The organism is Streptomyces sp. T028 (assembly GCF_048159505.1).
Taxonomy (GTDB): domain Bacteria; phylum Actinomycetota; class Actinomycetes; order Streptomycetales; family Streptomycetaceae; genus Streptomyces.
The window spans coordinates 16,549-37,074 of sequence record NZ_JBLRVZ010000049.1; the positions used below are offsets into that span (position 1 = coordinate 16,549).

The following is a 20,526-nucleotide window of genomic DNA, read 5'->3' on the forward strand; positions in this document are numbered from 1 at the left end:
CGTGGTGGCGTGTACCGGTTCCTGCTGACGCCCCGCTGGTGGGGGATCAATGTCTTCGTGCTGCTGGCCATCCCCTTCTGTGTGTTCATGGGGTCCTGGCAGCTGAGCCGGTTCGAGGCGCGGGTCGACGACCACCGGGCGGCGAAGGCGCAGGCCGAGACCAACCGCACGGAGGCCGCGCGCCCGCTCGGCGAGATGCTGCCCGTGGACAAGGCGACCTCCGGCAAGCAGGTCACCGCCACCGGCCGGTACGGCAGACAGCTGCTGGTGCCGGGCCGCGAGCTCGACGGGAAGAACGGCTACTACGTCCTGACCCTGCTGCGCACGGACGACGGCAGGGCGCTGCCCGTCGTACGCGGCTGGCTGGCCGGCACGGCGGACGCCGCGAAGGCCCCCGCGCCGCCCTCCGGCGAGGTCACGGTGACCGGCGCGCTGCAGGCCTCCGAGCAGCCCGGGAACAACGGCGTGAGCGCCCAGGGCGGACTGCCGTCCGGGCAGACCGCGGCGATCAGCGCCGCCTCCCTGATCAACCTCGTGCCGTACGACGTCTACGACGCCTGGATCACCCTCGACACCGCCGACGGCGGGATGACGACGGTGCCGGTGAGCGCGACGCCCGGCACGGGGCTGGATCTGAAGGCGTTCCAGAACCTGGGCTACACCGGCGAGTGGTTCGTCTTCGCCGGGTTCGTGGTGTTCATGTGGTTCCGGCTGCTGCGCCGCGAGGTGGAGTTCGCACGGGACGCGGCCCTCGGGATCGCCCCCGAGGGCGCCGAAGCGGCGGTGGCTCAGGAGGGCGCCAGCACGCCCGTCCGGTAGATCGTGCCCGCGCAGGCGTTCGGCACGGTCGCCGATACCGCCGTGGAACCGTCGTCCGCGGTGTAGGTCACGACCACACTGCCGTCGGCGGTGCCGTCCTCGGTGAACAGCTGGGTGGTGACGCCCGAGGAGGTGTCACCGGTGGCGCCGGTCTGCTCGGTCGGTGTCGGGGAGGGCGAGGACTCGCCTCCGGTGTTGCCGCCGCTGCCGTTCGTGGTGGGACAGGCCTCGGTCGGCTGCCAGGCGAACTTCACCTCGTAGGCGGACCCCGGCGCGAGGACGTACTGGGTGACGTAGAGGGAGGGGTCGGGCAGGGCGGCCGCCGCGTCGCCGGAGGCGTGCTGCACCACGGTGATCTTCGTGGCGTCGGCCGCGCCCTGGGCGCCCGGGGTGAGGGTGACGGCGCCGGCGACGGTACAGGCCGTACCGGAGACGTTGGCGACGCGGAAGGTGCCGTAGACGATCCCGGCGGAGTCGGCGACGGCGACGTTCGCGGAGGTGGAGCCGAGCTGGGACGCGGTGCAGGCGGGGGCGGCCTCGCTCGCGGTGGAGGAGGAGGCGTCGCCGCTGGAGGAACCGGCGGCGCCCGTGCCCTTGCTCTCACCGGAGTCGGTGCTGCCGCCGGTGCCCTGCTCGTCGGTCTTGCCGGAGGAGTCGCCGGCCTTGCCGGTGGAGGCGCTGTCGGGGCCCTTGCCCTGGCTGCCGCCACCCTCGGTCTGGGAGGCCTGGCCCGCCATGGCGGCGGGGTTGGTGTCGGAGCCGCCCGAGGCGGAGACGTGCAGGACGGCGGGGACGGCGGTGCCGACGAAGAGCGCCGCGGCGGCCATGCCGACGGCGGCCTGCCGCTTGCGGGCCCGGCGGGCGGGGACGGCCCGGCGCAGGTGGTCCAGCGTCCCGTCGCGCGGTTCCATCTCCTGGACGGCCTGGTGGAGCATCCGGCGCAGTGCCAGCTCGTCCGAGTCGAGCCCGTCCTGGCCCTGGTCGTCGAGGTGGTGGTTCACGGTTGAGTTCCCAGCGTGCGATTGCTTCGGATCGTCTGTGCCCGGCCGCATCGGCTCGTGCCACGCGTACGGCTCGTGGCGCTCGTGCGAGTCGCGGCCCTCGGCTCCGTCGTTCACGCCGCGGCCTCCATCGCGATGCGCAGGGCGGCGATACCGCGCGAGCCGTACGCCTTGACCGAGCCGAGGGAGATGCCGAGGGTCTCGGCGACCTGCGCCTCGGTCATGTCGGCGAAGTAGCGCAGGACGAGGACCTCGCGCTGGCGGCGCTGCAGGCCCTTCATCGCCTTGATGAGCGAGTCGCGCTCCAGCTGGTCGTAGGCGCCCTCCTCCGCGCTGGCCATGTCCGGCATCGGCTTGGACAGCAGCTTGAGTCCGAGGATGCGGCGGCGCAGGGCGGAGCGGGACAGGTTGACGACGGTCTGGCGCAGATAGGCGAGGGTCTTCTCCGGGTCGCGGACGCGTTTGCGCGCCGAGTGGACGCGGATGAAGGCCTCCTGGACGACGTCCTCGCAGGAGGCGGTGTCGTCGAGGAGGAGGGCCGCGAGACCGAGCAGCGAGCGGTAGTGGGCCCGGTAGGTCTCGGTGAGGTGGTCGACGGTGGTACCGGCGGCCACGGCGTTCTCGGCGGAGGCGGGCTGACCGGCGCCGTCACGCTGGCTGGGGACGCGGGTGGGCCGCGTTGCGGGCATGGGCGCGATCACCGGCATGCCGCCGGGCGCCCCGGCGACCCGGGGTCGGAGGACGGCACGTGTCCTGGGGAGTTCGAGTACCTCTGCCACGCCAGTTGGACACACGTCCCCCCGTGGAGGTTGTACGTGCCGGGCGTCACTTTTCCGTCGGACGAGGCCACGCCTACCCGTCTCATGTGTCCCGCTCTTCCCTTGTATCCCATATGAACGGGCGTCCCCACGCCCGGATCACGGCGTCCCCACGCCGGGACCGCAAAGACGCTCCCCGCCCTGTGCGCGGTTGCACAGAACGGGGAGGAAGTCTGGAAGCAATCTTCAGACGACAACGGTGTCCGAAACAAGTGGTCCGAACCATCTACCGGCTCACACTTTGCCCACGGCCCTGGCCAGGGCTTTTGCCGACCGCTCCTGACCCGTGGGTCAGTTGCGCTCGGCCGCCACCAGCTCCGCGATCTGCGCGGCGTTCAGGGCCGCCCCTTTGCGTAGATTGTCCCCGCACACGAAGAGTTCCAGGGCCGTCGGGTCGTCCAGGGCCCGCCGGACCCGGCCCACCCAGGTCGGGTCGGTGCCGACGACGTCGGCCGGTGTGGGGAACTCCCCCGCCTCCGGGTTGTCGAACAGGACGACCCCGGGCGCGGTGGCGATGATCTCGCGGGCGCCGTCCACGGTGACCGTGTCCTGGAAGCGGGCGTGGACGGTGAGGGAGTGCGTGGTGACGACCGGCACCCGGACACAGGTCACGGCCACCGGCAGCTTCGGCAGTCCGAGGATCTTGCGGGACTCGTCCCGCACCTTCATCTCCTCCGACGACCAGCCGTCCTCGCGCGGCGTTCCGGCCCACGGTACGACGTTCAGCGCGACCGGCTCCGGGAACGGCCCCGTGTTCTCCCCGACGGCCCGGCGTACGTCACCGGGACAGGTCCCGAGCTCGGTGCCGGCGACCAGCGACATCTGTTGCCGGAGCGTCTCCACGCCGGCCCGCCCGGCCCCGCTGACCGCCTGGTACGAGGACACCACCAGCTCGCGCAGCCCGTACGCGGCGTGCAGCGCGCCGAGGGCGACGATCATCGACAGGGTGGTGCAGTTGGGGTTGGCGACGATCCCGCGCGGCCGGATGTGCACGGCGTGCGGATTGACCTCGGGCACGACCAGCGGCACGTCCGGGTCCATCCGGAAGGCGGCGGAGTTGTCCACGACGACCACGCCCTTGGCGGCGGCGACCGGCGCCCACTGCGCGGCGACCTCGTCCGGTACGTCGAACAGGGCGATGTCGACCCCGTCGAAGGCCTCCTCCGACAGGGCCACGACCGCGACCTGCTCGCCGCGCACGGCCAGCTTGCGGCCGGCCGAGCGCGGTGAGGCGACAAGACGGATCTCGCCCCAGATGTCCGCCCGCTGGGACAGGATCTGGAGCATGACGGTGCCGACGGCCCCGGTCGCCCCCACGACCGCGAGCGTCGGCCGGCGGGCCCCCGTGATCGGCGGGGTCATCAGCGCCCGGTGCCTCCGTAGACGACGGCCTCGTCACTGTCGGAGTCGAGCCCGAAGGCGGTGTGCACGGCGCGCACGGCCTCGTTCACGTCGTCCTGGCGGGTGACGACCGAGATGCGGATCTCGGAGGTCGAGATGAGTTCGATGTTCACGCCCGCGTCGGACAGTGCGGTGAAGAAGTCGGCGGTGACCCCGGGGTTGGTCTTCATACCCGCGCCGACCAGCGAGATCTTGCCGATCTGGTCGTCGTAGCGCAGCGAGTCGAAGCCGATGCCCTCCTTGTTCTTCTCCAGCGCGTCGATGGCCTTGCGGCCCTCGGCCTTGGGAAGCGTGAAGGAGATGTCGGTCAGCCCGGTCGACGCGGCCGACACGTTCTGCACGATCATGTCGATGTTGATCTCGGCGTTCGAGATCGTCCGGAAGATCGCGGCGGCCTCGCCCGGCTTGTCCGGCACACCGACGACCGTGATCTTGGCCTCGGAGGTGTCGTGCGCGACACCGGAGATGATGGCCTGCTCCACCTTCTGGTCCCCTTGCTCGATCGGCTCACTGCTGACCCAGGTGCCCTGAAGTCCGCTGAAGCTGGACCGGACGTGGATCGGGATGTTGTAGCGGCGGGCGTACTCCACACAGCGGTGGAGCAGCACCTTGGAGCCGGAGGCCGCGAGCTCCAGCATGTCCTCGAAGGCGATCCAGTCGATCTTCCGGGCCTTCTTCACCACGCGCGGGTCGGCGGTGAACACACCGTCGACGTCGGTGTAGATCTCGCAGACCTCGGCGTCGAGCGCGGCGGCGAGGGCGACGGCGGTCGTGTCGGAGCCGCCACGGCCCAGGGTCGTGATGTCCTTCTTGTCCTGGCTGACACCCTGGAACCCGGCGACGATGGCGATGTTGCCCTTGTCGAGGGATTCCCGGATGCGGCCCGGCGTGACATCGATGATCCGGGCTTTGTTGTGGACCGAGTCGGTGATGACGCCTGCCTGGCTGCCGGTGAAGCTCTGGGCCTCGTGGCCCAGGTTTTTGATCGCCATCGCCAGCAGGGCCATGGAGATCCGCTCTCCGGCGGTCAGCAGCATGTCGAACTCACGTCCGGCAGGCATCGGTGACACCTGCTCGGCGAGATCGATCAGCTCGTCCGTCGTGTCGCCCATCGCGGAAACGACGACGACCACCTGGTGGCCGTTCTTCTTCGCTTCCACGATCCGCTTGGCGACGCGCTTGATGCCCTCGGCATCGGCTACGGAGGAGCCTCCGTACTTCTGCACGACAAGGCCCACGTGCGCTCCTCGCTCAGTTTGTCTTCTTTCCGCACATACGCCCTTGTACTGCGGTCGGCTCAGTCTAACGAGCGCCCGAAATTCACCCCCCGAGTACCGCATCGTGAGATGTGCCGGACGCCCGTCCGCACACTTCCCTTCCCCCCTGAAACGGAAGTGATAGCTGTTGATTAAGTTTCAAGCAGTTCAACGCACTATCGTGCGGCTGTGCACGTACTCCTGGTGGAAGACGACGAGCCGGTCGCCGAGTCGCTCGGGCGCGGACTGAGGCGCTACGGCTTCGAGGTCGACTGGGTCACCACGGGCGCCGCCGCCCTCGCCCACGCCGGCCCCTACGACGTCGTCCTTCTGGACCTGGGCCTGCCGGACACCGACGGCCTCGACGTCTGCAAGGCGCTGCGCGAGCGCGGGGACGTGCCGATCATCGTGATCAGCGCGCGCAGCGACGAGACGGACCGGGTGGTCGGCCTGGAGCTGGGCGCCGACGACTACGTCTCCAAGCCCTTCGGGGTCCGGGAGGTCATCGCGCGGATACGGGCCGTGATGCGGCGCGTGCAGCCCCGTACGACCGGGGAGGCCGCAGCCGGTCCGGACCGGTACGGCTCCCGGCTGACCGTCGACCGCAAGGCGGCCCGGGTGCACGTGGACGGCGCGGAGGTCGCCCTCGCGCCGAAGGAGTACGACCTGCTGGCCTTCCTCACCGAGGAGCCGGGGGCGCTGATGTCCCGCGAGCAGATCATGGAAGCGGTCTGGGACGCGAACTGGTTCGGCCCGACCAAGACGCTCGACGTGCATGTGGCGGCGCTGCGGCGCAAGCTCGCGGGGATCGTCACCATCGAGGCGGTCCGCGGGGTCGGTTTCCGGCTTGAGATCGCGACATGAACCGCCAGCTCATCCGCAGCTACATCCTGCTCGTCGCGGTCGCCATCCTGCTGTTCACGGTGCCGGTCGCCTTCACGCTCACCAAGCAGCTGCGCGACGACACCGAACTGTCCGTCCTGCGCGAGGCCAACACCATGGCGCTGCTGCTGGGCAACGGCGACAGCATCTCGTGCGAGGCCCTGACCAAGGTGGCCGCGGCGTACAGCCGCAAGACCCCCGGCGAGGTCCAGGTCACACCCACCGGCACCTGTACCCCGGGCCTGCCGAAGCCGGCGGCGGACGCGGCGCTGACCCGGGCCGTGGAGCGGAACGGGCAGACCACCGACTGGGGTTCGGACTTCATCTGGGGCAGTCGGCTGACGGTCACCGTCCCCGCCGAGGGCGACGCGGCCGTACGGATCGTCTACTCGACCTCGGACATGACCGGGCGCCTGTGGTCGATCTGGGGCTTCCGGGCCGGGCTCGCCGTGTTCGTCCTGGCGGCGGCCGCCGCGATCGGCGCGTACGCGGCCCGCCGGATCACCCGCCCTCTGCGTGAACTCAACTCCATGGCGAGCAAGTTCAGCGACGGCGACCTGACCGCGCGCTCCCCCGTGACGGGCCCGGCCGAGACCCAGACCCTCGCCCGCACCCTGAACCAGGGCGCCGAACGCCTGGACACCCTGGTCGCGTCGCAGCGCATCTTCGTCGCCGACGCCTCCCACCAACTCCGCACCCCGCTCACCGCGTTGCGGCTGTCGCTGGACAACATCGCGGACGGGGTGGACGACGAATTCGTACGGGAGGACGTGGAGCAGGCGACGGCGGAAGTCGTCCGGATGAGCCGGCTGGTGAACGGGCTGCTGGTGCTGGCGCGGGCCGAGGCGAAGGTGACGGCGGCGGAGCCGCTGCCGCTCATGGACATCGTGGACGAACGCCTGACGGTGTGGCGACCGGCCGCCGACGAGCGCGGAGTCACCATCGCGCTCATGGGGGGTGGTGTCGACGGCCGGCCGTCTGTGCTGGCCAGCCCCGGTCATCTGGACCAGGTGCTGGACAACGTGCTCTCCAATGCCCTTGAGGTCTCACCGGACGGCGCGACGATCACCGTCCGGATGGAATCCGTTGGGCAGGAATTGGTCCTGTCCGTCGCGGACGAGGGACCCGGCATGTCCGACGCGGAGAAGTCCCGCGCCTTCGACCGCTTCTGGCGCGGTCAGGGCCTGACCGGACGCTCCGGTTCGGGGCTCGGCCTGGCCGTCGTCAAGCAGCTGGTGACGGACGACGGCGGGACGGTGAGCCTGATGGACGCTCCAGGAGGCGGCCTGTGCGTACGCATCACCCTGCGGGCGGCGCTGCGGACCGGCTGATCAGCCTTCGGGCATCGCGGAGGAGTGGTGGTTCACGATGAGCCACTTGCCGCCGCGCTTCTCGTACTCGTAGGTGTAACGGGCCTCCACGACACGCTTCTTGCCGGTGGCGTGGTCGGTGAGCGTGAACTGGTACACGCCGGAGTCGAGGGCGGAGTTGCCGTCGAGGACGTTGACGTGCGTCTCGATCTTCTTGCCGACCGGCTTGTTCTCGAGGAAGTGCTCCATGTAGTCGACGATGCCGGCGCGGTCCGTGCGGACCTTGTTGGAGAGGGTGGGCAGCAGGACCGCGTCCTTGGCGTAGCGGTCCGCGACCTTCTCCGGGTCGCCCGTCCGCAACGCGGCGTTCCAGCCGTCGAAGAGGGCGGCGATCTGCTTCTTGCTCGGCTTGTGGGCCTTCTCGGACCCGGCCGCACTGACTCCCGCCGTCACCGTGGCGGCGGTGACGAGGGCGGTGGCGGTGACGAGGGCGGCGCGTATGCGGGTCTTTCGGGTCATCGCAACTCCTGTGCGGGGTGTGCCTGTTGGGATGACCCAAGCCTCGCGTCCGGCCGGTTAGGGCCCGTGCAGCGGTCGTACAGCGGACGTCCAGGACGCCGCCAATTTCTCCGGCTTTCTCAGGCGTTCCCAGCCTTCTCAGGCAACGGCCCGCTTGCCGCGCAGAAGGCTGACCCCGGCCCCGAGCGACACGACCCCCATGCCCACGGCGGTCATCACACCCTGCGATCCGTCCACGACGAAGGGTGCGGCGACGGCGACGACGAGGTTGAACAGGAAGAGGAACCACAGGACGGGACGGGAGGAGAGGAGCGACTTCATGGCGGGAGTCCTTGGAGATTCGGTGATCGGTGGCTTCTGCTGACGAGAACCACGATCCCGTCTCCGACCTGCGCGAAGGAGAGAGCGCACCCCCGAACCGATGGTGTAGCCAGGTACACCACGCCCCGCCGTACAGGTCCCAGGACAGGTGCTAGTGGGCCGGGCGGCCGCCCAGGCCCAGTTGTTCGGCGATCTCCTCCTCCATCACCTTGCCCGCCTCGAACTCCAGGGTGTCGTCGCCCACGCCCTGGTCGGTGTCCAGGCCGTCGAGTTCGTCGAGGGGCTGGTCGAGACGGATGTGGGCGAGGACGGAGTGGAGGGCGCGCAGGGTGGCGGAGGCGGTGGAGCCCCAGTTGGAGAAGTAGGAGAACTGCCACCACCACAGGGCCTCCGTGGTGCGGCCGGCACGGTAGTGGGCCATGCCGTGGCGGAGGTCGGTGATGACGTCGGCGAGGTCGTCGGAGATACGGGCCGGGACGGGCGCCTTGCGCGGCTCGTAGGGGTCGAAGACCTCGGAGTAGATGTCGACCGGGTCCAGGAGCCGGGCGAGGTTCTCGCGGAGTCCGTCCACGTCGACGTCCGGGCCCGTGTCGGGCTCGTAGCGCTCGTCGGGGACGATGTCCTCGTGCGCGCCGAGACGGCCGCCCGCGAGGAGCAGCTGCGAGACCTCCAGGAGGAGGAAGGGGACGGCTGAGCCCGGCTCGTCGCCCTTGGCCACCTCCGTGACGGCCACCAGGAAGCTCTCCACCTGGTCCGCGATCTGGACCGCGAAGTCGTCCGGGTTCTGGTCGGTCGCGTGCAGCGTGGCGTCAGACATCTAGGAGTCGTCTCCCCTCGAAGGCGCGGCCGAGGGTGACCTCGTCCGCGTATTCCAGGTCGCCACCCACCGGGAGGCCGCTGGCCAGGCGGGTGACCTTCAGGCCCATGGGCTTGATCATGCGGGCGAGGTACGTGGCCGTCGCCTCGCCCTCCAGGTTGGGGTCCGTGGCGAGGATCAGTTCCGTGACCGTGCCGTCCGCGAGGCGGGCCAGCAGTTCCCTGATGCGCAGGTCGTCGGGGCCGACGCCCTCGATCGGACTGATCGCTCCGCCCAGGACGTGGTAGCGGCCCCGGAACTCACGGGTCCGCTCGATCGCCACCACGTCCTTCGGCTCCTCCACGACACAGATGACGGTCGGGTCGCGGCGGGCGTCGCGGCAGATGCCGCACAGCTCCTCCTGCGCCACGTTCCCGCAGGTCGCGCAGAAGCGGACCTTCGCCTTGACCTCCATCAGGGCCTGGGCGAGCCGCCGTACGTCCGTCGGTTCCGCCTGGAGGATGTGGAAGGCGATCCGCTGCGCGCTCTTGGGACCGACGCCGGGCAGCCGCCCCAGCTCGTCGATGAGGTCCTGGACCACGCCTTCGTACAACGGACTGCCGTCCTTCCTGGGGTTCCTTGCAGTACGTACGGTAGTTGGCCGGGGCCCGTCTTAGAAAGGCAGGCCGGGAATACCGCTGCCGCCGCCGAGACCCTGGGCCAGCGGGCCGAGCTTCTGCTGCTGGAGCGTCTGCGCGTTCTGGTTGGCCGCCTGGACGGCCGCGACGATCAGGTCGGCGAGGGTCTCGGTGTCCTCGGGGTCCACGGCCTTCGGGTCGATCCTCAACGCGCGAAGTTCACCGGAGCCCGTTACCGTCGCCCTCACCAGACCGCCGCCCGCCTGCCCGTCGACCTCCGTGTTCGCGAGCTCCTCCTGGGCACGGGCCAGGTCCTGCTGCATCTTCTGGGCCTGCTGGAGCAGCTGCTGCATATTGGGCTGGCCACCACCGGGAATCACGATCAGCTCCTGTCTGCGTTTTCCTGTCTGGCACGAGCCTACGTGCTCGATGGGCCCATCGCCCCGCCACTCTTTCGAGTGAGTTTGCCCAGCGGCGTATACCTGATCAAGGCCCACTTCCGGGCGGAAAAGCGACCAAAGCGTCCCCTTCGCCACCCATTGGGAGGTAGGAAGGGTCCGGCACATCAGCATCAGACGTTACGCGGAGTCACTGAGTCATAAGGGAGTGCCGTGGGTCAGCCGGAGATGCAGCCCGAGGGTCCGCCTCAGGACGGGCGGGGCGAGGGTGCGGCCGGGCTGCGGCCGGGCGATCTGACCGGGCGGGCGTTTCCGCTCGGCGACTGGGGCGAACCGGCGGAGCGGCTGGAGGAGCTGTACCGGTGGGTGGAGCGGGGGGCGCTGCAGACGGCGGCCTGGTATCTCGCGGACCGGGTGTGGAAGCGGCGGGGGGCGCGGGTGCTGCGGGGCGGGGCGGCGACGGGGGCGGTCGCCGGGGCGGGGCTGCCGCTGCTCGATCTCACCGGGGTGATCGGCGGGGTGGCGCCGTGGGGGTATCTGGCGCTGCTGCTCGCGGTGGCGTGTGTGGTGGTGGACCGGTTCTTCGGGGTGACGTCCGGGTGGATAAGGGACGTGGCCACGGCGCAGGCGGTGCAGCGGCGGCTTCAGGTGCTGCAGTTCGACTGGGCGAGCGAGAGTGTGCGGGAGGTGTTGGGGCCGGCGGAGGGGACGGCGAGTGAGGCCGCGGAGCGGTGTCTGGCTGTGCTGCGGCGGTTCTCGGAGGATGTGATGGAGTTGGTGCGGGCGGAGACCGCGGACTGGATGGTGGAGTTTCGGACCGGGTCGGCGCCGTTGGGGATTCAGTCGGCGGTGGCTTCTGGGGGGCGGGTCGATACGGGGGTGCAGGGGCGGTTTCCGATGCCGCCGGGGGCGAACTCGCGGCCGAACATGCCTCGGCAGCGGCCCCCTGAGCCTCGGTGAGGGTTCGTTTGTGCTGGGCGGGGGTGGGGCCGGGCGCTGCCCGCTGGGGGGGGGTGCCGCTGCGCCCACCCGTGCCGCCCCAGCGGCACGATTGCCCGCAGCTGCAGCGGCGATGGCGGCTGCCCGCAGCTACGTCTGACACAATCGCAAGCCCTCTGGGGACCAGCAGGGGAGGTGGCCGTGGGTGCGGGTGACGTCCTGGCCGTTTCCTCTGGTCAGGTAGGTGAGGAAGCTGGAGGCGAGGGAGTCGGCCGGGGGGCGGCCGTAGGTGTAGGCGTATTCGATCTCGCGGTACGGGTAGTCGCTGGTGCCGTGTTCGATGGCGTCGACGGAGGGCGGCTCGCCGTCGAGGTCGAGAGGGTGGAGCCCCTTCGCGCGGTCGGCGAGGTTGAGCTCGCTGTAGCCGATGGCGCCCGGGGTGGCGGCCACGGTGTTCAGCACCTGCTGGGTGGAGTCGAGTTCGCAGCGCACCACGGGGGATGACGGGTAGTCCTTGTGCGCGCAGTCGGCGGAGGAGTTCTCGATCTCGCCCCGGCCGAGCACGCGCCGCTGGAACACCTGCCGGGTCCCGGAGTTGGCGTCACGGCTGACGAGGATGACCGGGAGGTCGGGGCCGCCGAGCTGCGTCCAGTTGGTGATCTCACCCCGGTAGAGGCGGCGTACGGCGGTCGTGGAGAGGTTCTTGAGGTGGATGTCGTCGTTGACGACGACGGCGAACACCGACACCGCGACCCGGTTCTCGCGCAGTTCCTCCAGTCCGGCCGGTTTGGGACCGTCGGAGAGGGCGATCAGCGGCGGGGAGCCTTTCTTGGCGTCGGCGCCCTCCGCCGTCAGCTCGCGGATGCCCGCCGTGGAGCCGTGGGCATCGACGGTGATGGCGGCGCCCTCGCAGTCCTCCGCGTAGGCGCGGGCCACCTCGCGGACGACGGGGGCGAACGCGGTCGAGCCGGTCACGGTGAGCGTGCCGCGCTCGCAGCCGATCGGGGGCGGGGTGTCGTCGCGGACGACGACGATCGTCGCGAGGGTCACCACGGAGATCGTGAGCATGATGGAGATCAGCCGGGCGGCCCGGCTGAACAGCGGCGGGGTGTCGTCGGGGGTCGCGCTGCGGTTGGGGTGGACCTCGCCGTCGCGCAGCCCGCCGTAGAGCCGGATGCCGTGGCCGACGTCGCCGCCGGAGAGCAGGACGAGCAGCTTGAAGTGGTCGCCGCGGTTGAGGGGGACACGCGGGATGCGCAGGGTGTTGCCGTCGTAGCCGAAGCCCCGGTCCGCGGTGAAGTGGTCCATGAGGTGGTCGGTGTCGGTCGGCTGGGTGACCGACACCCCACGGATGACGCGGTCGGTGAAGACGGCGGTCAGGCCGTGGCGTTCGGGCCCGGTGTAGTCGTCGCGGGCGATGCCCTGCGAGCCGTCGTTCTCGATGCGGAGCAGGACCAGGGTGGCGTCGACCATGTTCGGGGTCTCTTCGAACAGCCCGAGGCGGCGGTTGGCACGGCCGGATCTGACGTCGTCGCCGATCGGGTTGTCCATCTGCACCCGGTAGCCGATGCGTTTGCGGCGCGGCACCCGGCGCTCGTACCAGACCATGACACCGGACGCGACGATGCCGATCACCGCCGTTCCGACGGCGACGACGTTCTCCGCGTTCAGCCAGTCCACTGTGGGTGCCCCCGCAACTCCCGACAGCCGCTTGTGAGTTCACCGTACGGCCGTGCGGGGGCGCATTCCGGACACGTCGATGGACGTTCGCCGGACGTTCACCGGCGGCTGTACGTCAGCTTCTCCCCGGTGTCGGAGTTGACGCGTCGCAGCCTGCCGTCGGACAGGAGCGTGACCTCGGTGGCCTCGCCCGGGGTGCAGGACGAACGCGGCCGCCCCGAGGTGACGGTGGACGGTCCTATCGCCAACGGTCCGTCGCTGTCGGGGCGTTCGGCAAGCTCTGCGGTGAACTCGCAGTGGTACCCGTCGCCGTCGGCGACGAGCGAGAGCACCACGTCCCCGACCTTGCCCTGCTTGATGGTCAGCCGGCGCGTGTTCTCGCCGGTCTCGTTGTCGATCGTGGTGGTCCAGGTGCCGAGGTAGTCGGCGGGGATCGCGCCGGCGCCCGTCGCGGAGGCGGACGGCGACGGGGAGGACGACGACTCGTCCCCGGAGGGAGCGGGGTCGGACGACCCGGAGTCCGCCGTACGGCTCGGCGACGGGCCCGCCTTCGCGTCGGAGGAGGAGCCGTCACCGTTCATGAACGCGTACACCGACCCCCCGGCCGCGAGCGCGACGACCAGCGCGATCACCACCAGCAGCGCGGTCGTACGGCCACTGCGGCGGGACGGCTCCGGCTCGTCGTCGTAGGAGGGATCGTGGGTGGGGGCGGAGGAAGGGGCGTACGAGGGGTCGTACGGCGGGGTCGGGCCCCCGGACGGCGGTCCCCCGTACGGCGAGGTGCCGTAACCGGTGGTGCCGTAGCCGGAGGCGTCCCCCGCGTACGGGTTCTGCGGCGCCTGCTGGGGATAGCCGTAGCCGGCTGCCTGCGGGTGCTGCTGGGTGTGGCCGTACGCCGGGTGCGGTACGGCGGCCGGGGCGATCGGCGTCCGCAGTACGGCGGCCCCCGGCGTCGACGCTCCCCGTCCGTCGCCGTAGCCCTGCCGCCCGCTGTGTTCCGGGGCGCCCTCCGGGTCCTCCGTCTCCAGCAGCCGTACGGCGTGCTGCCCGAGCTGGGCGACCAGCGCGCTCGGCAGCCAGGGCTCGCGGGAGTGGCCGTCGACGAGGGTGCCGCCGGTGCCGGTTCGCTCCAGGATCCAGGGCAGGGAGGGACGGGCGGCGGGGTCCTTGCGCAGACAGGCGCGGACCAGGTCGGCGATGCCCTCGGGGACGCCCGAGAGGTCGGGTTCCTCCTCGGCGATGCGGAACATCAGGGCGTGCTCCCCGCCCTCGGCACCTCCGAAGGGGAGGGTGCCGGTGGCCGCGTAGGCGAGGACGGAGCCGAGGCAGAAGACATCGCTGGCCGGGGTGATCGGCTCGCCGCGCACCTGCTCGGGGGCCATGAAACCGGGCGAGCCGACGACCGCGCCGGTCCGGGTGAGGCCGCTGTCGCTCACCGACTCCAGGGCTCGCGCGACCCCGAAGTCGATCACGCGGGGGCCTTCGATGGTGACCATCACGTTGGACGGCTTGAGGTCGCGGTGGACGATCCCGGCGGCGTGGATGTTGGTGAGCGCGTGCGCGAGACCGGCGGCGAGGATGCGGACCGAGCGTTCGGGCAGGGGGCCGTGGTCGTGGCCGACGACCCGCTGGAGGCTGGGGCCCGCGACATAGCCGGTGGCGACCCAGGGCACGGCGGCCTCGGTGTCGGCGTCGAGGACGGGCGCGGTCCAGAAGCCGCCGACCCGCTGCGCGTTGCGCACCTCCTGCCGGAAGCGGGCGCGGAACTCCTCGCGCGCGGCCAGTTCCGGCTTGACCAGCTTGACCGCGACGGTCCGCCCGCGGTCGGAACGGGCCAGGTAGACCTGCCCCATACCCCCTGCTCCCAGCCGCGCGAGCAGCCGGTAGCCGCCGATGCGCTGCGGGTCCTTCGGGCCCAGTTTCTCCATGGCAGCGCCGCCTTTCCTCCCCATGTGTGATCGAGCCGAGAATAGACCGGCCGTTCAGGGAGTCGCGTGGCGCGATGTCTACGGTTCCGTAACGGGCTGTTCCGCATCGTCCGGTACACGCGACAACCTGTCGCGGAATCCCCCCGCCCACGGAACAAACCGCCGATACCGCCGCCCCGCACCCCGCTCCTACGCTCCCCGCCATGACCCCTCAGACCGACTCCCGGGCCGGCGCCGCCGTGAAGGCCGCGGACCGTGCGCATGTCTTCCACTCCTGGTCAGCGCAGGAGCTCATCGACCCGCTCGCCGTGGCAGGCGCGGAGGGGTCGTACTTCTGGGACCACGACGGCAGGCGGTACCTCGACCTCACCAGCGGGCTCGTCTACGCCAACATCGGCTACCAGCATCCGAAGGTCGTCGCCGCGATCCAGGAGCAGGCCGCGCGGATGACCACCTTCGCGCCCGCCTTCGCCGTCGAGGCACGCTCGGAGGCGGCCCGGCTGATCGCCGAGCGCACCCCGGGCGACCTGGACAAGATCTTCTTCACCAACGGCGGCGCGGACGCCGTCGAACACGCCGTGCGCATGGCGCGGCTGCACACCGGCCGGGCGAAGGTCCTCTCCGCCTACCGCTCCTACCACGGCGGCACCCAGCAGGCGATCAACGTCACCGGCGACCCGCGCCGCTGGGCCTCCGACACCGCCTCCGCCGGGGTCGTGCACTTCTGGGCACCCTTCCTGTACCGCTCCCGCTTCTACTCCGAGACCGAGGAGCAGGAGTGCGCGCGGGCGCTGGAGCACCTGGAGACGACGATCGCCTTCGAGGGGCCCGCGACCATCGCCGCGATCGTCCTGGAGACCGTCCCCGGCACGGCCGGGATCATGGTGCCGCCGCCCGGCTATCTCGCCGGGGTCCGTGAGATCTGCGACAAGTACGGGATCGTGTTCGTCCTGGACGAGGTGATGGCCGGGTTCGGCCGCACCGGTGAGTGGTTCGCCGCCGACCTGTTCGGGGTCGTACCCGATCTGATGACCTTCGCCAAGGGCGTGAACAGCGGCTATGTGCCGCTCGGCGGGGTGGCGATCTCCGGCGCGATCGCGGAGACGTTCGGCAAGCGGGCGTACCCGGGCGGGCTGACGTACTCCGGGCATCCGCTGGCCTGCGCCGCCGCCGTCGCCACGATCAACGCGATGGCGGAGGAGGGGATCGTCGAGAACGCGCGGAACCTGGGCGCGTCCGTCGTCGAGCCGGGGCTGCGGGCGCTGGCCGAGCGGCACCCGAGCGTCGGCGACGTTCGCGGGGTCGGCATGTTCTGGGCGATCGAGCTGGTGAAGGACCGCGAGACGCGGGAACCGCTCGTCCCCTACAACGCGGCCGGTGAGGCGAACGCGGCGATGGCGGCCTTCGGCGTGGCCGCGAAGAAGGCCGGGGTGTGGCCTTTCGTCCACATGAACCGGACGCATTTCGTGCCCCCGCTGAATGTCTCGGAGTCCGAGGTGAAGGAGGGCCTCGCGGCCCTTGACCAGGCCCTTTCGGTCGCCGACGAGTACACCGGGTAGGCACAGAACGGGGACAGCGGACGCACGCTACGCGTGTAGGGGCTTGAAATCTCCGAACGCGTAAGGTGGCGTGCTCGTACATAACGACGAGCACGCCACTTTCCGTCCGTACGGCCCCGAGGGAGACGCCCCGAAGATGCACGGCAGCAGCGGCACCGGCGCCGTGACGCGCAGCACCCTGCGGCAGCAGATCGCCGACGCGCTCCGCGACGAGGTGCTGGGAGGCCGTCTGCAGCCCGGGCAGGAGTTCACGGTCAAGGAGATCGCCGAGCAGTACGGCGTCTCGGCGACCCCGGTCCGCGAGGCGCTGGTGGATCTCTCGGCGCAGGGGCTGCTGGAGGCCGACCAGCACCGGGGGTTCCGGGTCCACGAGTACTCCGTGGAGGACTACCGGGGCATGATCGAGGCGCGCTCGCTGATCATCGAGGGGATGTTCCTGCGGTTGGAGGGGGGACGGGGGTCCCGCCGCGATTCGGACGACCCGGTGGAGGTCGCCGCCGCCATCAACGGGGTGCGGCGGCGCGGCGAGGAGGCCCAGCGGGCCGCCGCCGCCGGTGACCTCACCGTCCTCATCGGCTACGACCTGCGTTTCTGGCGTGAGCTCAGCGACTTCTTCGGCAACCCGTATCTCGTCGACTTCCTGCACCGGCTGCGGGTGCAGACCTGGGTGTGCACGGTCCAGCATGTGCGCCGGCTGACCGATCTGCGCGGGCAGCTGTGGTCCGGCCACAGCGAACTCGTCGACGCCCTGTACGAGCGCGACACCGTCACGGCCCGCAGGATGCTCGCCGAGTACAACGCCGACTCCATCGCGCTGATCGAGCGGCTGGCGGCGGAGTGACGGCGACGGCCACCGACCGGAAGACCGACCGGGAGACCGGGGAGACCGTCGAGCTGTCCGTGGTCGTTCCGGCCCGGGACGAGGAGCTGCGGCTGAGCCCCACGCTCGACGCCCTGGTGGACCATCTCGAACAGACCGGGGCGGGCTGGGAGATCGTCGTCGTCGACGACGGTTCCACGGACGCCACCGGTGACCTCGTCGCCGCCCGCCGGGACCCGCGTATCCGGGCCGTCACCGGTGAGGGCAGGGGCAAGGGCCACGCCCTCAGGCTGGGCGTCGCCGCCACACGGGGCCGCCGGATCCTCGTCACCGACGCCGATCTCGCGACCCCCGTGACCGAACTGGACCGGCTGGAGCACGCGCTCACCGAGGGCCACGCGGCGGCCGTCGGCTCGCGCGCCGTGCCCGGCGCCACCCTGGGCGACCGCCAGCACCGCGCCCGCGAACTCCTCGGCAAGGCCGGGAACCTCGTCATACGCGCGACCGCCGTACGCGGGATCCGCGACACCCAGTGCGGGTTCAAGCTGTTCGACGGCGACAAGGCGCGCGCCGCGTTCGCCGCCTCCCGGGTCGACGGCTGGGCCATCGACGTGGAGGTGCTGCGGCACTTCCAGCGGGCGGACTGGCCGGTGGCCGAGGTGCCGGTGCACTGGTCGCACCGGCCCGGCTCGAAGGTGCGCCCGCCGGACTACCTCCGCTTCCTGCGCGATCTGGCCCGCCTGCGCCGCACCGACCTCCTGGCCGTGCTCCTCTTCCTGGCCTTCTCCGTCGCCCTCTACTCCGGCCGCGTCCTCGACCCGGCGCACCGCTATCTCACCGACTCGCTCCAGGACCAGAACCAGTGGGAGTGGTTCTTCGCGGTGACGGCGGACAACGTCGCCCATCTTCGAAACCCCCTCTTCAGCGACCTCCAGGGCTTCCCCGACGGGGTGAACCTGATGGCCAACACGGCCATGCCGGGCCTCTCCGTGCCGCTGACCCCGGTGACGCTGCTGTTCGGGCCGGCGGTCACGCTCAGCCTGGTGATGACACTGGGCCTGGCCGCGACCGCCGCCGCCTGGTACTGGCTGATCGCGAAACGCCTCACCCCGCACCGGGGCGCGGCCTTCGCCGGAGCCACCCTGGCCGCCTTCGCCCCGCCGTTCGTCAGCCACGCCAACGCCCACCCCAACTTCGTCGTCCTCTTCATGATCCCGCTGATCGTCGACCGGGCCCTGCGCCTGTGTGCGGGCACCCGGGTCACGCGGGACGCGGTGATCCTGGGCCTGATGGCGGCGTACCAGGTCTTCCTCGGCGAGGAAGCGCTGCTGCTGGCGGCGATCGGCATGCTCCTGTTCGCGCTCGCCCACACAGCCGTACGCCCGAAGGAGGCGGCGGCAGCCGTACGCCCCCTGCTGCGCGGTCTGGCGATCGGGGCGGCCGTCTGCCTCCCGCTCGCCCTCTACCCCCTGGCCTGGCAGTTCTCCGGCCCGCAGTCCTACGACGGCATCGACCACGGCACGGCCCCCGGCACCGCCAACTCCCTGCGCGCGCTGCTCACCTTCGCCGAACGCTCACTGCTCGCGGGCGACGCCGAGGCCACCCGGGCCCTCACCCTCAACCCCACCGAGCAGAACGCCTTCTACGGCTGGCCCCTCGCCCTGCTGGCCCTGGCGATCACCGTGCTGCTGTGGCGCCGGCGCCCGGTCGTACGGGCACTGTCGGCGACGGTCCTCGTGGCGGCCCTGCTCTCCATGGGCCCCCGCGTCGGCGGTGTCCCGGGCCCCTGGGCGCTCCTCGACGAACTCCCCCTCTTCGAGTCGGTGATCGAGAGCCGGGTGGCGATGATCTGCGGGCCGGTGCTGGGGATGCTGGTGGCGCTTGCAGTGGCGGAACGGACGGCGGCCGGGGTGACACGAACGGTCCGCCACGCCGGACTGGCAGCCGTGGGCCTCGCCCTGCTTCCCCTCGTCCCCGCCCCGCTGCGGTCGGAGCCGCGCGCCGAGGTGCCCGCGTTCTACACGGACGGGACCTGGAAGTCGTACGTCCAGGACGGCGAGACGCTCGTCCCCGTGCCGCTCGCCGAGCCCGGCGCCGCCGAGGCCCTGCACTGGCAGACGGCCGCCGGACTGGGCTTCCGGATGCCCGGCGGCTACTTCAACGGGCCGTACGGCGACGGCGACCGCACCGGCGTGTACGGGGTGCCGCTCCGCTTCACGGCGAGCCTGCTGCAGGACGCCCAGGTCACGGGCGTCGTACCCGTGATCGACACGGCGGCGCGGGAGGCGACCGCGGCGGACCTCGCGTACTGGCGGGCGGGGGTGCTGGTGCTGACCCCGCAGCCCCATGCGGACGTCCTGCGTGAGACTGTGGACAAACTGGTGGGCCGACCCGGTAGGCGGGTGGACGGTGTGTGGGTATGGGACCTGCACGACTAACGACCGGAGGAGCTCTCTTTGGCCTGTGACCTGTGGCTGGTACCGCTCGTCGACGTGTTGTGCCACACCCCCGACAACCCGTTCGCCGACGAACTCGCGCAGTACAACAAGGTGCTGGCGGAGGCGGGGCTGCCGCCGGTGCCGGTGTACCAGTACATGCCGGGGCTGTCCGGAGAGGTCGCCCCGGTCGCCGGTTTCGACTATGACGCGCTGCATTTCCTGCGCCGGGCGTATCTGCTGCAGGTGTGCGGGCTGCCGGTGACCCCGGTCGACGAACTGGGCGGCGACTACGAGCAGCTGTTGGAGATGTTCGAGTCCACCGCCCAGCAGTCGCACCTGGTCTGGCACTACGACCACGCGGGCGCGTACGTCCCCGTCGACTTCCCGCACCCGCTGTCGAACGACGATCTCCTCGCCGGAGGCGGCCCCCTGGGCTCCTCCCAGTCCCTGCTCCGGGAGCTGGAGTTCGTCGCCCCGTCGATCGGCATCGACCCGTCGAACCCGCCGGGTCCGCCCCAGGCCCCCACCGCACCCACGGAGTTGGAGGAGCCGGCCGTGGCCGCGCCGTACGATCCCAGCCCCTTCGCCCGCGAACGGCACGTCTGGCTGGGGCTGCACGCGGCGGCGACGCGGAGTCTGGCGCAGGGGTCGATGATCGTGTTCAGCTGAAGCCCGGGAGCCGGCTCAGCGTCAACGTCAACGGCCGAGCCTGGAGAGTCCCTTCTGGACGTCTTCCCTGTTCATCACGGGTGTGTAGCTGATGTCCGCACCCAGTTCGAGGAAGAACGGCTCGCTGATCACCGGCATGTCGGACGGGTCCGCCATGTCGAAGAATATGTAGGCGGTCCGCCGGCCGGCGTCCGCCGTGAAGTAGGCCGCCTCGGGCTTGATCTGCTCCAGCGACTCCTGGATCAGCTTCCCGAGAGTCCCGTTCCGGATGAGGTCGTTGGCCTTCTCCGTGTTCATGGACGCCTTCAGCATCATGCGCATCGCGGTCACCTTC

The 20,526-nt window shown here is 70.9% G+C and carries 20 protein-coding genes; 8 read left to right on the forward strand and 12 right to left on the reverse strand.

Going from position 1 to position 20,526, the window contains the following annotated elements:
- Positions 1-9 precede the first annotated feature (9 nt).
- On the forward strand, positions 10-819 hold the full coding sequence (locus ACLZN2_RS38835; RefSeq protein WP_416984308.1) for an SURF1 family protein: 810 nt from the start codon (positions 10-12) through the stop codon (positions 817-819).
- On the opposite strand, the gene ACLZN2_RS38840 is transcribed toward ACLZN2_RS38835, so the two are convergent.
- The 4 genes from ACLZN2_RS38840 to ACLZN2_RS38855 all read right to left on the reverse strand — a co-directional run bounded on the left by ACLZN2_RS38840 (position 789) and on the right by ACLZN2_RS38855 (position 5,277).
- Positions 789-1,937 carry a hypothetical protein gene (locus ACLZN2_RS38840; protein ID WP_416984309.1) on the reverse strand — a complete coding sequence of 383 codons (1,149 nt, stop codon included), beginning with the start codon at positions 1,935-1,937 and terminating at the stop codon, positions 789-791. The two genes, ACLZN2_RS38835 and ACLZN2_RS38840, sit on opposite strands and share 31 nt — an antisense overlap.
- Complete coding sequence (locus tag ACLZN2_RS38845) at positions 1,934-2,527, reverse strand: SigE family RNA polymerase sigma factor (RefSeq protein WP_416984411.1); 594 nt, start codon at positions 2,525-2,527, stop codon at positions 1,934-1,936. The genes ACLZN2_RS38840 and ACLZN2_RS38845 overlap by 4 nt, the downstream gene beginning before the upstream one ends.
- Positions 2,528-2,929: 402 nt before the next feature.
- Positions 2,930-4,000: an aspartate-semialdehyde dehydrogenase gene (locus ACLZN2_RS38850; protein ID WP_416984310.1), complete on the reverse strand. Its 1,071-nt coding sequence runs from the start codon at positions 3,998-4,000 to the stop codon at positions 2,930-2,932.
- Positions 4,000-5,277 carry an aspartate kinase gene (locus tag ACLZN2_RS38855; protein ID WP_416984311.1) on the reverse strand — a complete coding sequence of 426 codons (1,278 nt, stop codon included), beginning with the start codon at positions 5,275-5,277 and terminating at the stop codon, positions 4,000-4,002. The genes ACLZN2_RS38850 and ACLZN2_RS38855 overlap by 1 nt, the downstream gene beginning before the upstream one ends.
- A 207-nt stretch (positions 5,278-5,484) precedes the next feature.
- On the opposite strand from ACLZN2_RS38855, the gene ACLZN2_RS38860 reads away from it, so the two are divergent.
- Both ACLZN2_RS38860 and ACLZN2_RS38865 read left to right on the forward strand, forming a co-directional pair.
- Complete coding sequence (locus ACLZN2_RS38860; RefSeq protein ID WP_416984312.1) at positions 5,485-6,159, forward strand: response regulator transcription factor; 675 nt, start codon at positions 5,485-5,487, stop codon at positions 6,157-6,159.
- Positions 6,156-7,508 carry a sensor histidine kinase gene (locus tag ACLZN2_RS38865; RefSeq protein WP_416984313.1) on the forward strand — a complete coding sequence of 451 codons (1,353 nt, stop codon included), beginning with the start codon at positions 6,156-6,158 and terminating at the stop codon, positions 7,506-7,508. The genes ACLZN2_RS38860 and ACLZN2_RS38865 overlap by 4 nt, the downstream gene beginning before the upstream one ends.
- On the opposite strand, the gene ACLZN2_RS38870 is transcribed toward ACLZN2_RS38865, so the two are convergent.
- The 5 genes from ACLZN2_RS38870 to ACLZN2_RS38890 form a co-directional block, all read right to left on the reverse strand.
- Entirely contained in the window at positions 7,509-8,006 is a 498-nt protein-coding gene (locus ACLZN2_RS38870) for an SgcJ/EcaC family oxidoreductase (protein WP_416984314.1), read from the reverse strand. It abuts the gene before it with no gap.
- A gap of 138 nt (positions 8,007-8,144) precedes the next feature.
- Positions 8,145-8,327, reverse strand: coding sequence for a hypothetical protein (locus ACLZN2_RS38875; RefSeq protein ID WP_416984315.1), 183 nt, complete (start codon positions 8,325-8,327; stop codon positions 8,145-8,147).
- A gap of 151 nt (positions 8,328-8,478) precedes the next feature.
- Positions 8,479-9,144: a DUF5063 domain-containing protein gene (locus ACLZN2_RS38880; RefSeq protein ID WP_416984316.1), complete on the reverse strand. Its 666-nt coding sequence runs from the start codon at positions 9,142-9,144 to the stop codon at positions 8,479-8,481.
- Positions 9,137-9,736 (reverse strand): recombination mediator RecR, encoded by a 600-nt coding sequence (recR, locus tag ACLZN2_RS38885; RefSeq protein WP_133910782.1) that lies wholly within the window; start codon positions 9,734-9,736, stop codon positions 9,137-9,139. Before recR ends, ACLZN2_RS38880 begins: the two co-directional genes overlap by 8 nt.
- A gap of 60 nt (positions 9,737-9,796) precedes the next feature.
- Positions 9,797-10,141: a YbaB/EbfC family nucleoid-associated protein gene (locus tag ACLZN2_RS38890; protein WP_359001575.1), complete on the reverse strand. Its 345-nt coding sequence runs from the start codon at positions 10,139-10,141 to the stop codon at positions 9,797-9,799.
- A gap of 231 nt (positions 10,142-10,372) precedes the next feature.
- Between ACLZN2_RS38890 and ACLZN2_RS38895 the strand changes: the two genes are divergently transcribed.
- A complete protein-coding gene (locus tag ACLZN2_RS38895; RefSeq protein WP_416984317.1) occupies positions 10,373-11,119 on the forward strand; it encodes an SLATT domain-containing protein in 747 nt (248 codons plus the stop codon).
- Positions 11,120-11,248: 129 nt separating this feature from the next.
- On the opposite strand, the gene ACLZN2_RS38900 is transcribed toward ACLZN2_RS38895, so the two are convergent.
- Together ACLZN2_RS38900 and ACLZN2_RS38905 are read right to left on the reverse strand one after the other, a co-directional pair.
- Positions 11,249-12,778: a substrate-binding domain-containing protein gene (locus tag ACLZN2_RS38900; protein ID WP_416984318.1), complete on the reverse strand. Its 1,530-nt coding sequence runs from the start codon at positions 12,776-12,778 to the stop codon at positions 11,249-11,251.
- 98 nt (positions 12,779-12,876) lie between these two features.
- Positions 12,877-14,706, reverse strand: coding sequence for a protein kinase domain-containing protein (locus tag ACLZN2_RS38905; RefSeq protein WP_416984319.1), 1,830 nt, complete (start codon positions 14,704-14,706; stop codon positions 12,877-12,879).
- Positions 14,707-14,909: 203 nt separating this feature from the next.
- On the opposite strand from ACLZN2_RS38905, the gene ACLZN2_RS38910 reads away from it, so the two are divergent.
- From ACLZN2_RS38910 to ACLZN2_RS38925, 4 genes are all read left to right on the forward strand, one after another.
- The gene (locus ACLZN2_RS38910) at positions 14,910-16,265 is read left to right on the forward strand and encodes an aspartate aminotransferase family protein (protein WP_416984320.1); all 1,356 of its coding nucleotides are present in this window, start codon (positions 14,910-14,912) and stop codon (positions 16,263-16,265) included.
- A gap of 136 nt (positions 16,266-16,401) precedes the next feature.
- Positions 16,402-17,106 carry a GntR family transcriptional regulator gene (locus ACLZN2_RS38915; RefSeq protein WP_416984412.1) on the forward strand — a complete coding sequence of 235 codons (705 nt, stop codon included), beginning with the start codon at positions 16,402-16,404 and terminating at the stop codon, positions 17,104-17,106.
- Positions 17,103-19,523, forward strand: a complete 2,421-nt coding sequence (locus ACLZN2_RS38920; protein WP_416984321.1) for a glycosyltransferase — start codon at positions 17,103-17,105, stop codon at positions 19,521-19,523. Before ACLZN2_RS38915 ends, ACLZN2_RS38920 begins: the two co-directional genes overlap by 4 nt.
- Positions 19,524-19,541: 18 nt before the next feature.
- Positions 19,542-20,192 (forward strand): hypothetical protein, encoded by a 651-nt coding sequence (locus tag ACLZN2_RS38925; RefSeq protein WP_416984322.1) that lies wholly within the window; start codon positions 19,542-19,544, stop codon positions 20,190-20,192.
- Positions 20,193-20,219: 27 nt separating this feature from the next.
- Here the strand turns inward: ACLZN2_RS38925 and ACLZN2_RS38930 are convergent, their stop codons facing one another.
- Entirely contained in the window at positions 20,220-20,513 is a 294-nt protein-coding gene (locus ACLZN2_RS38930) for a hypothetical protein (RefSeq protein WP_416984323.1), read from the reverse strand.
- Positions 20,514-20,526 lie beyond the last annotated feature (13 nt).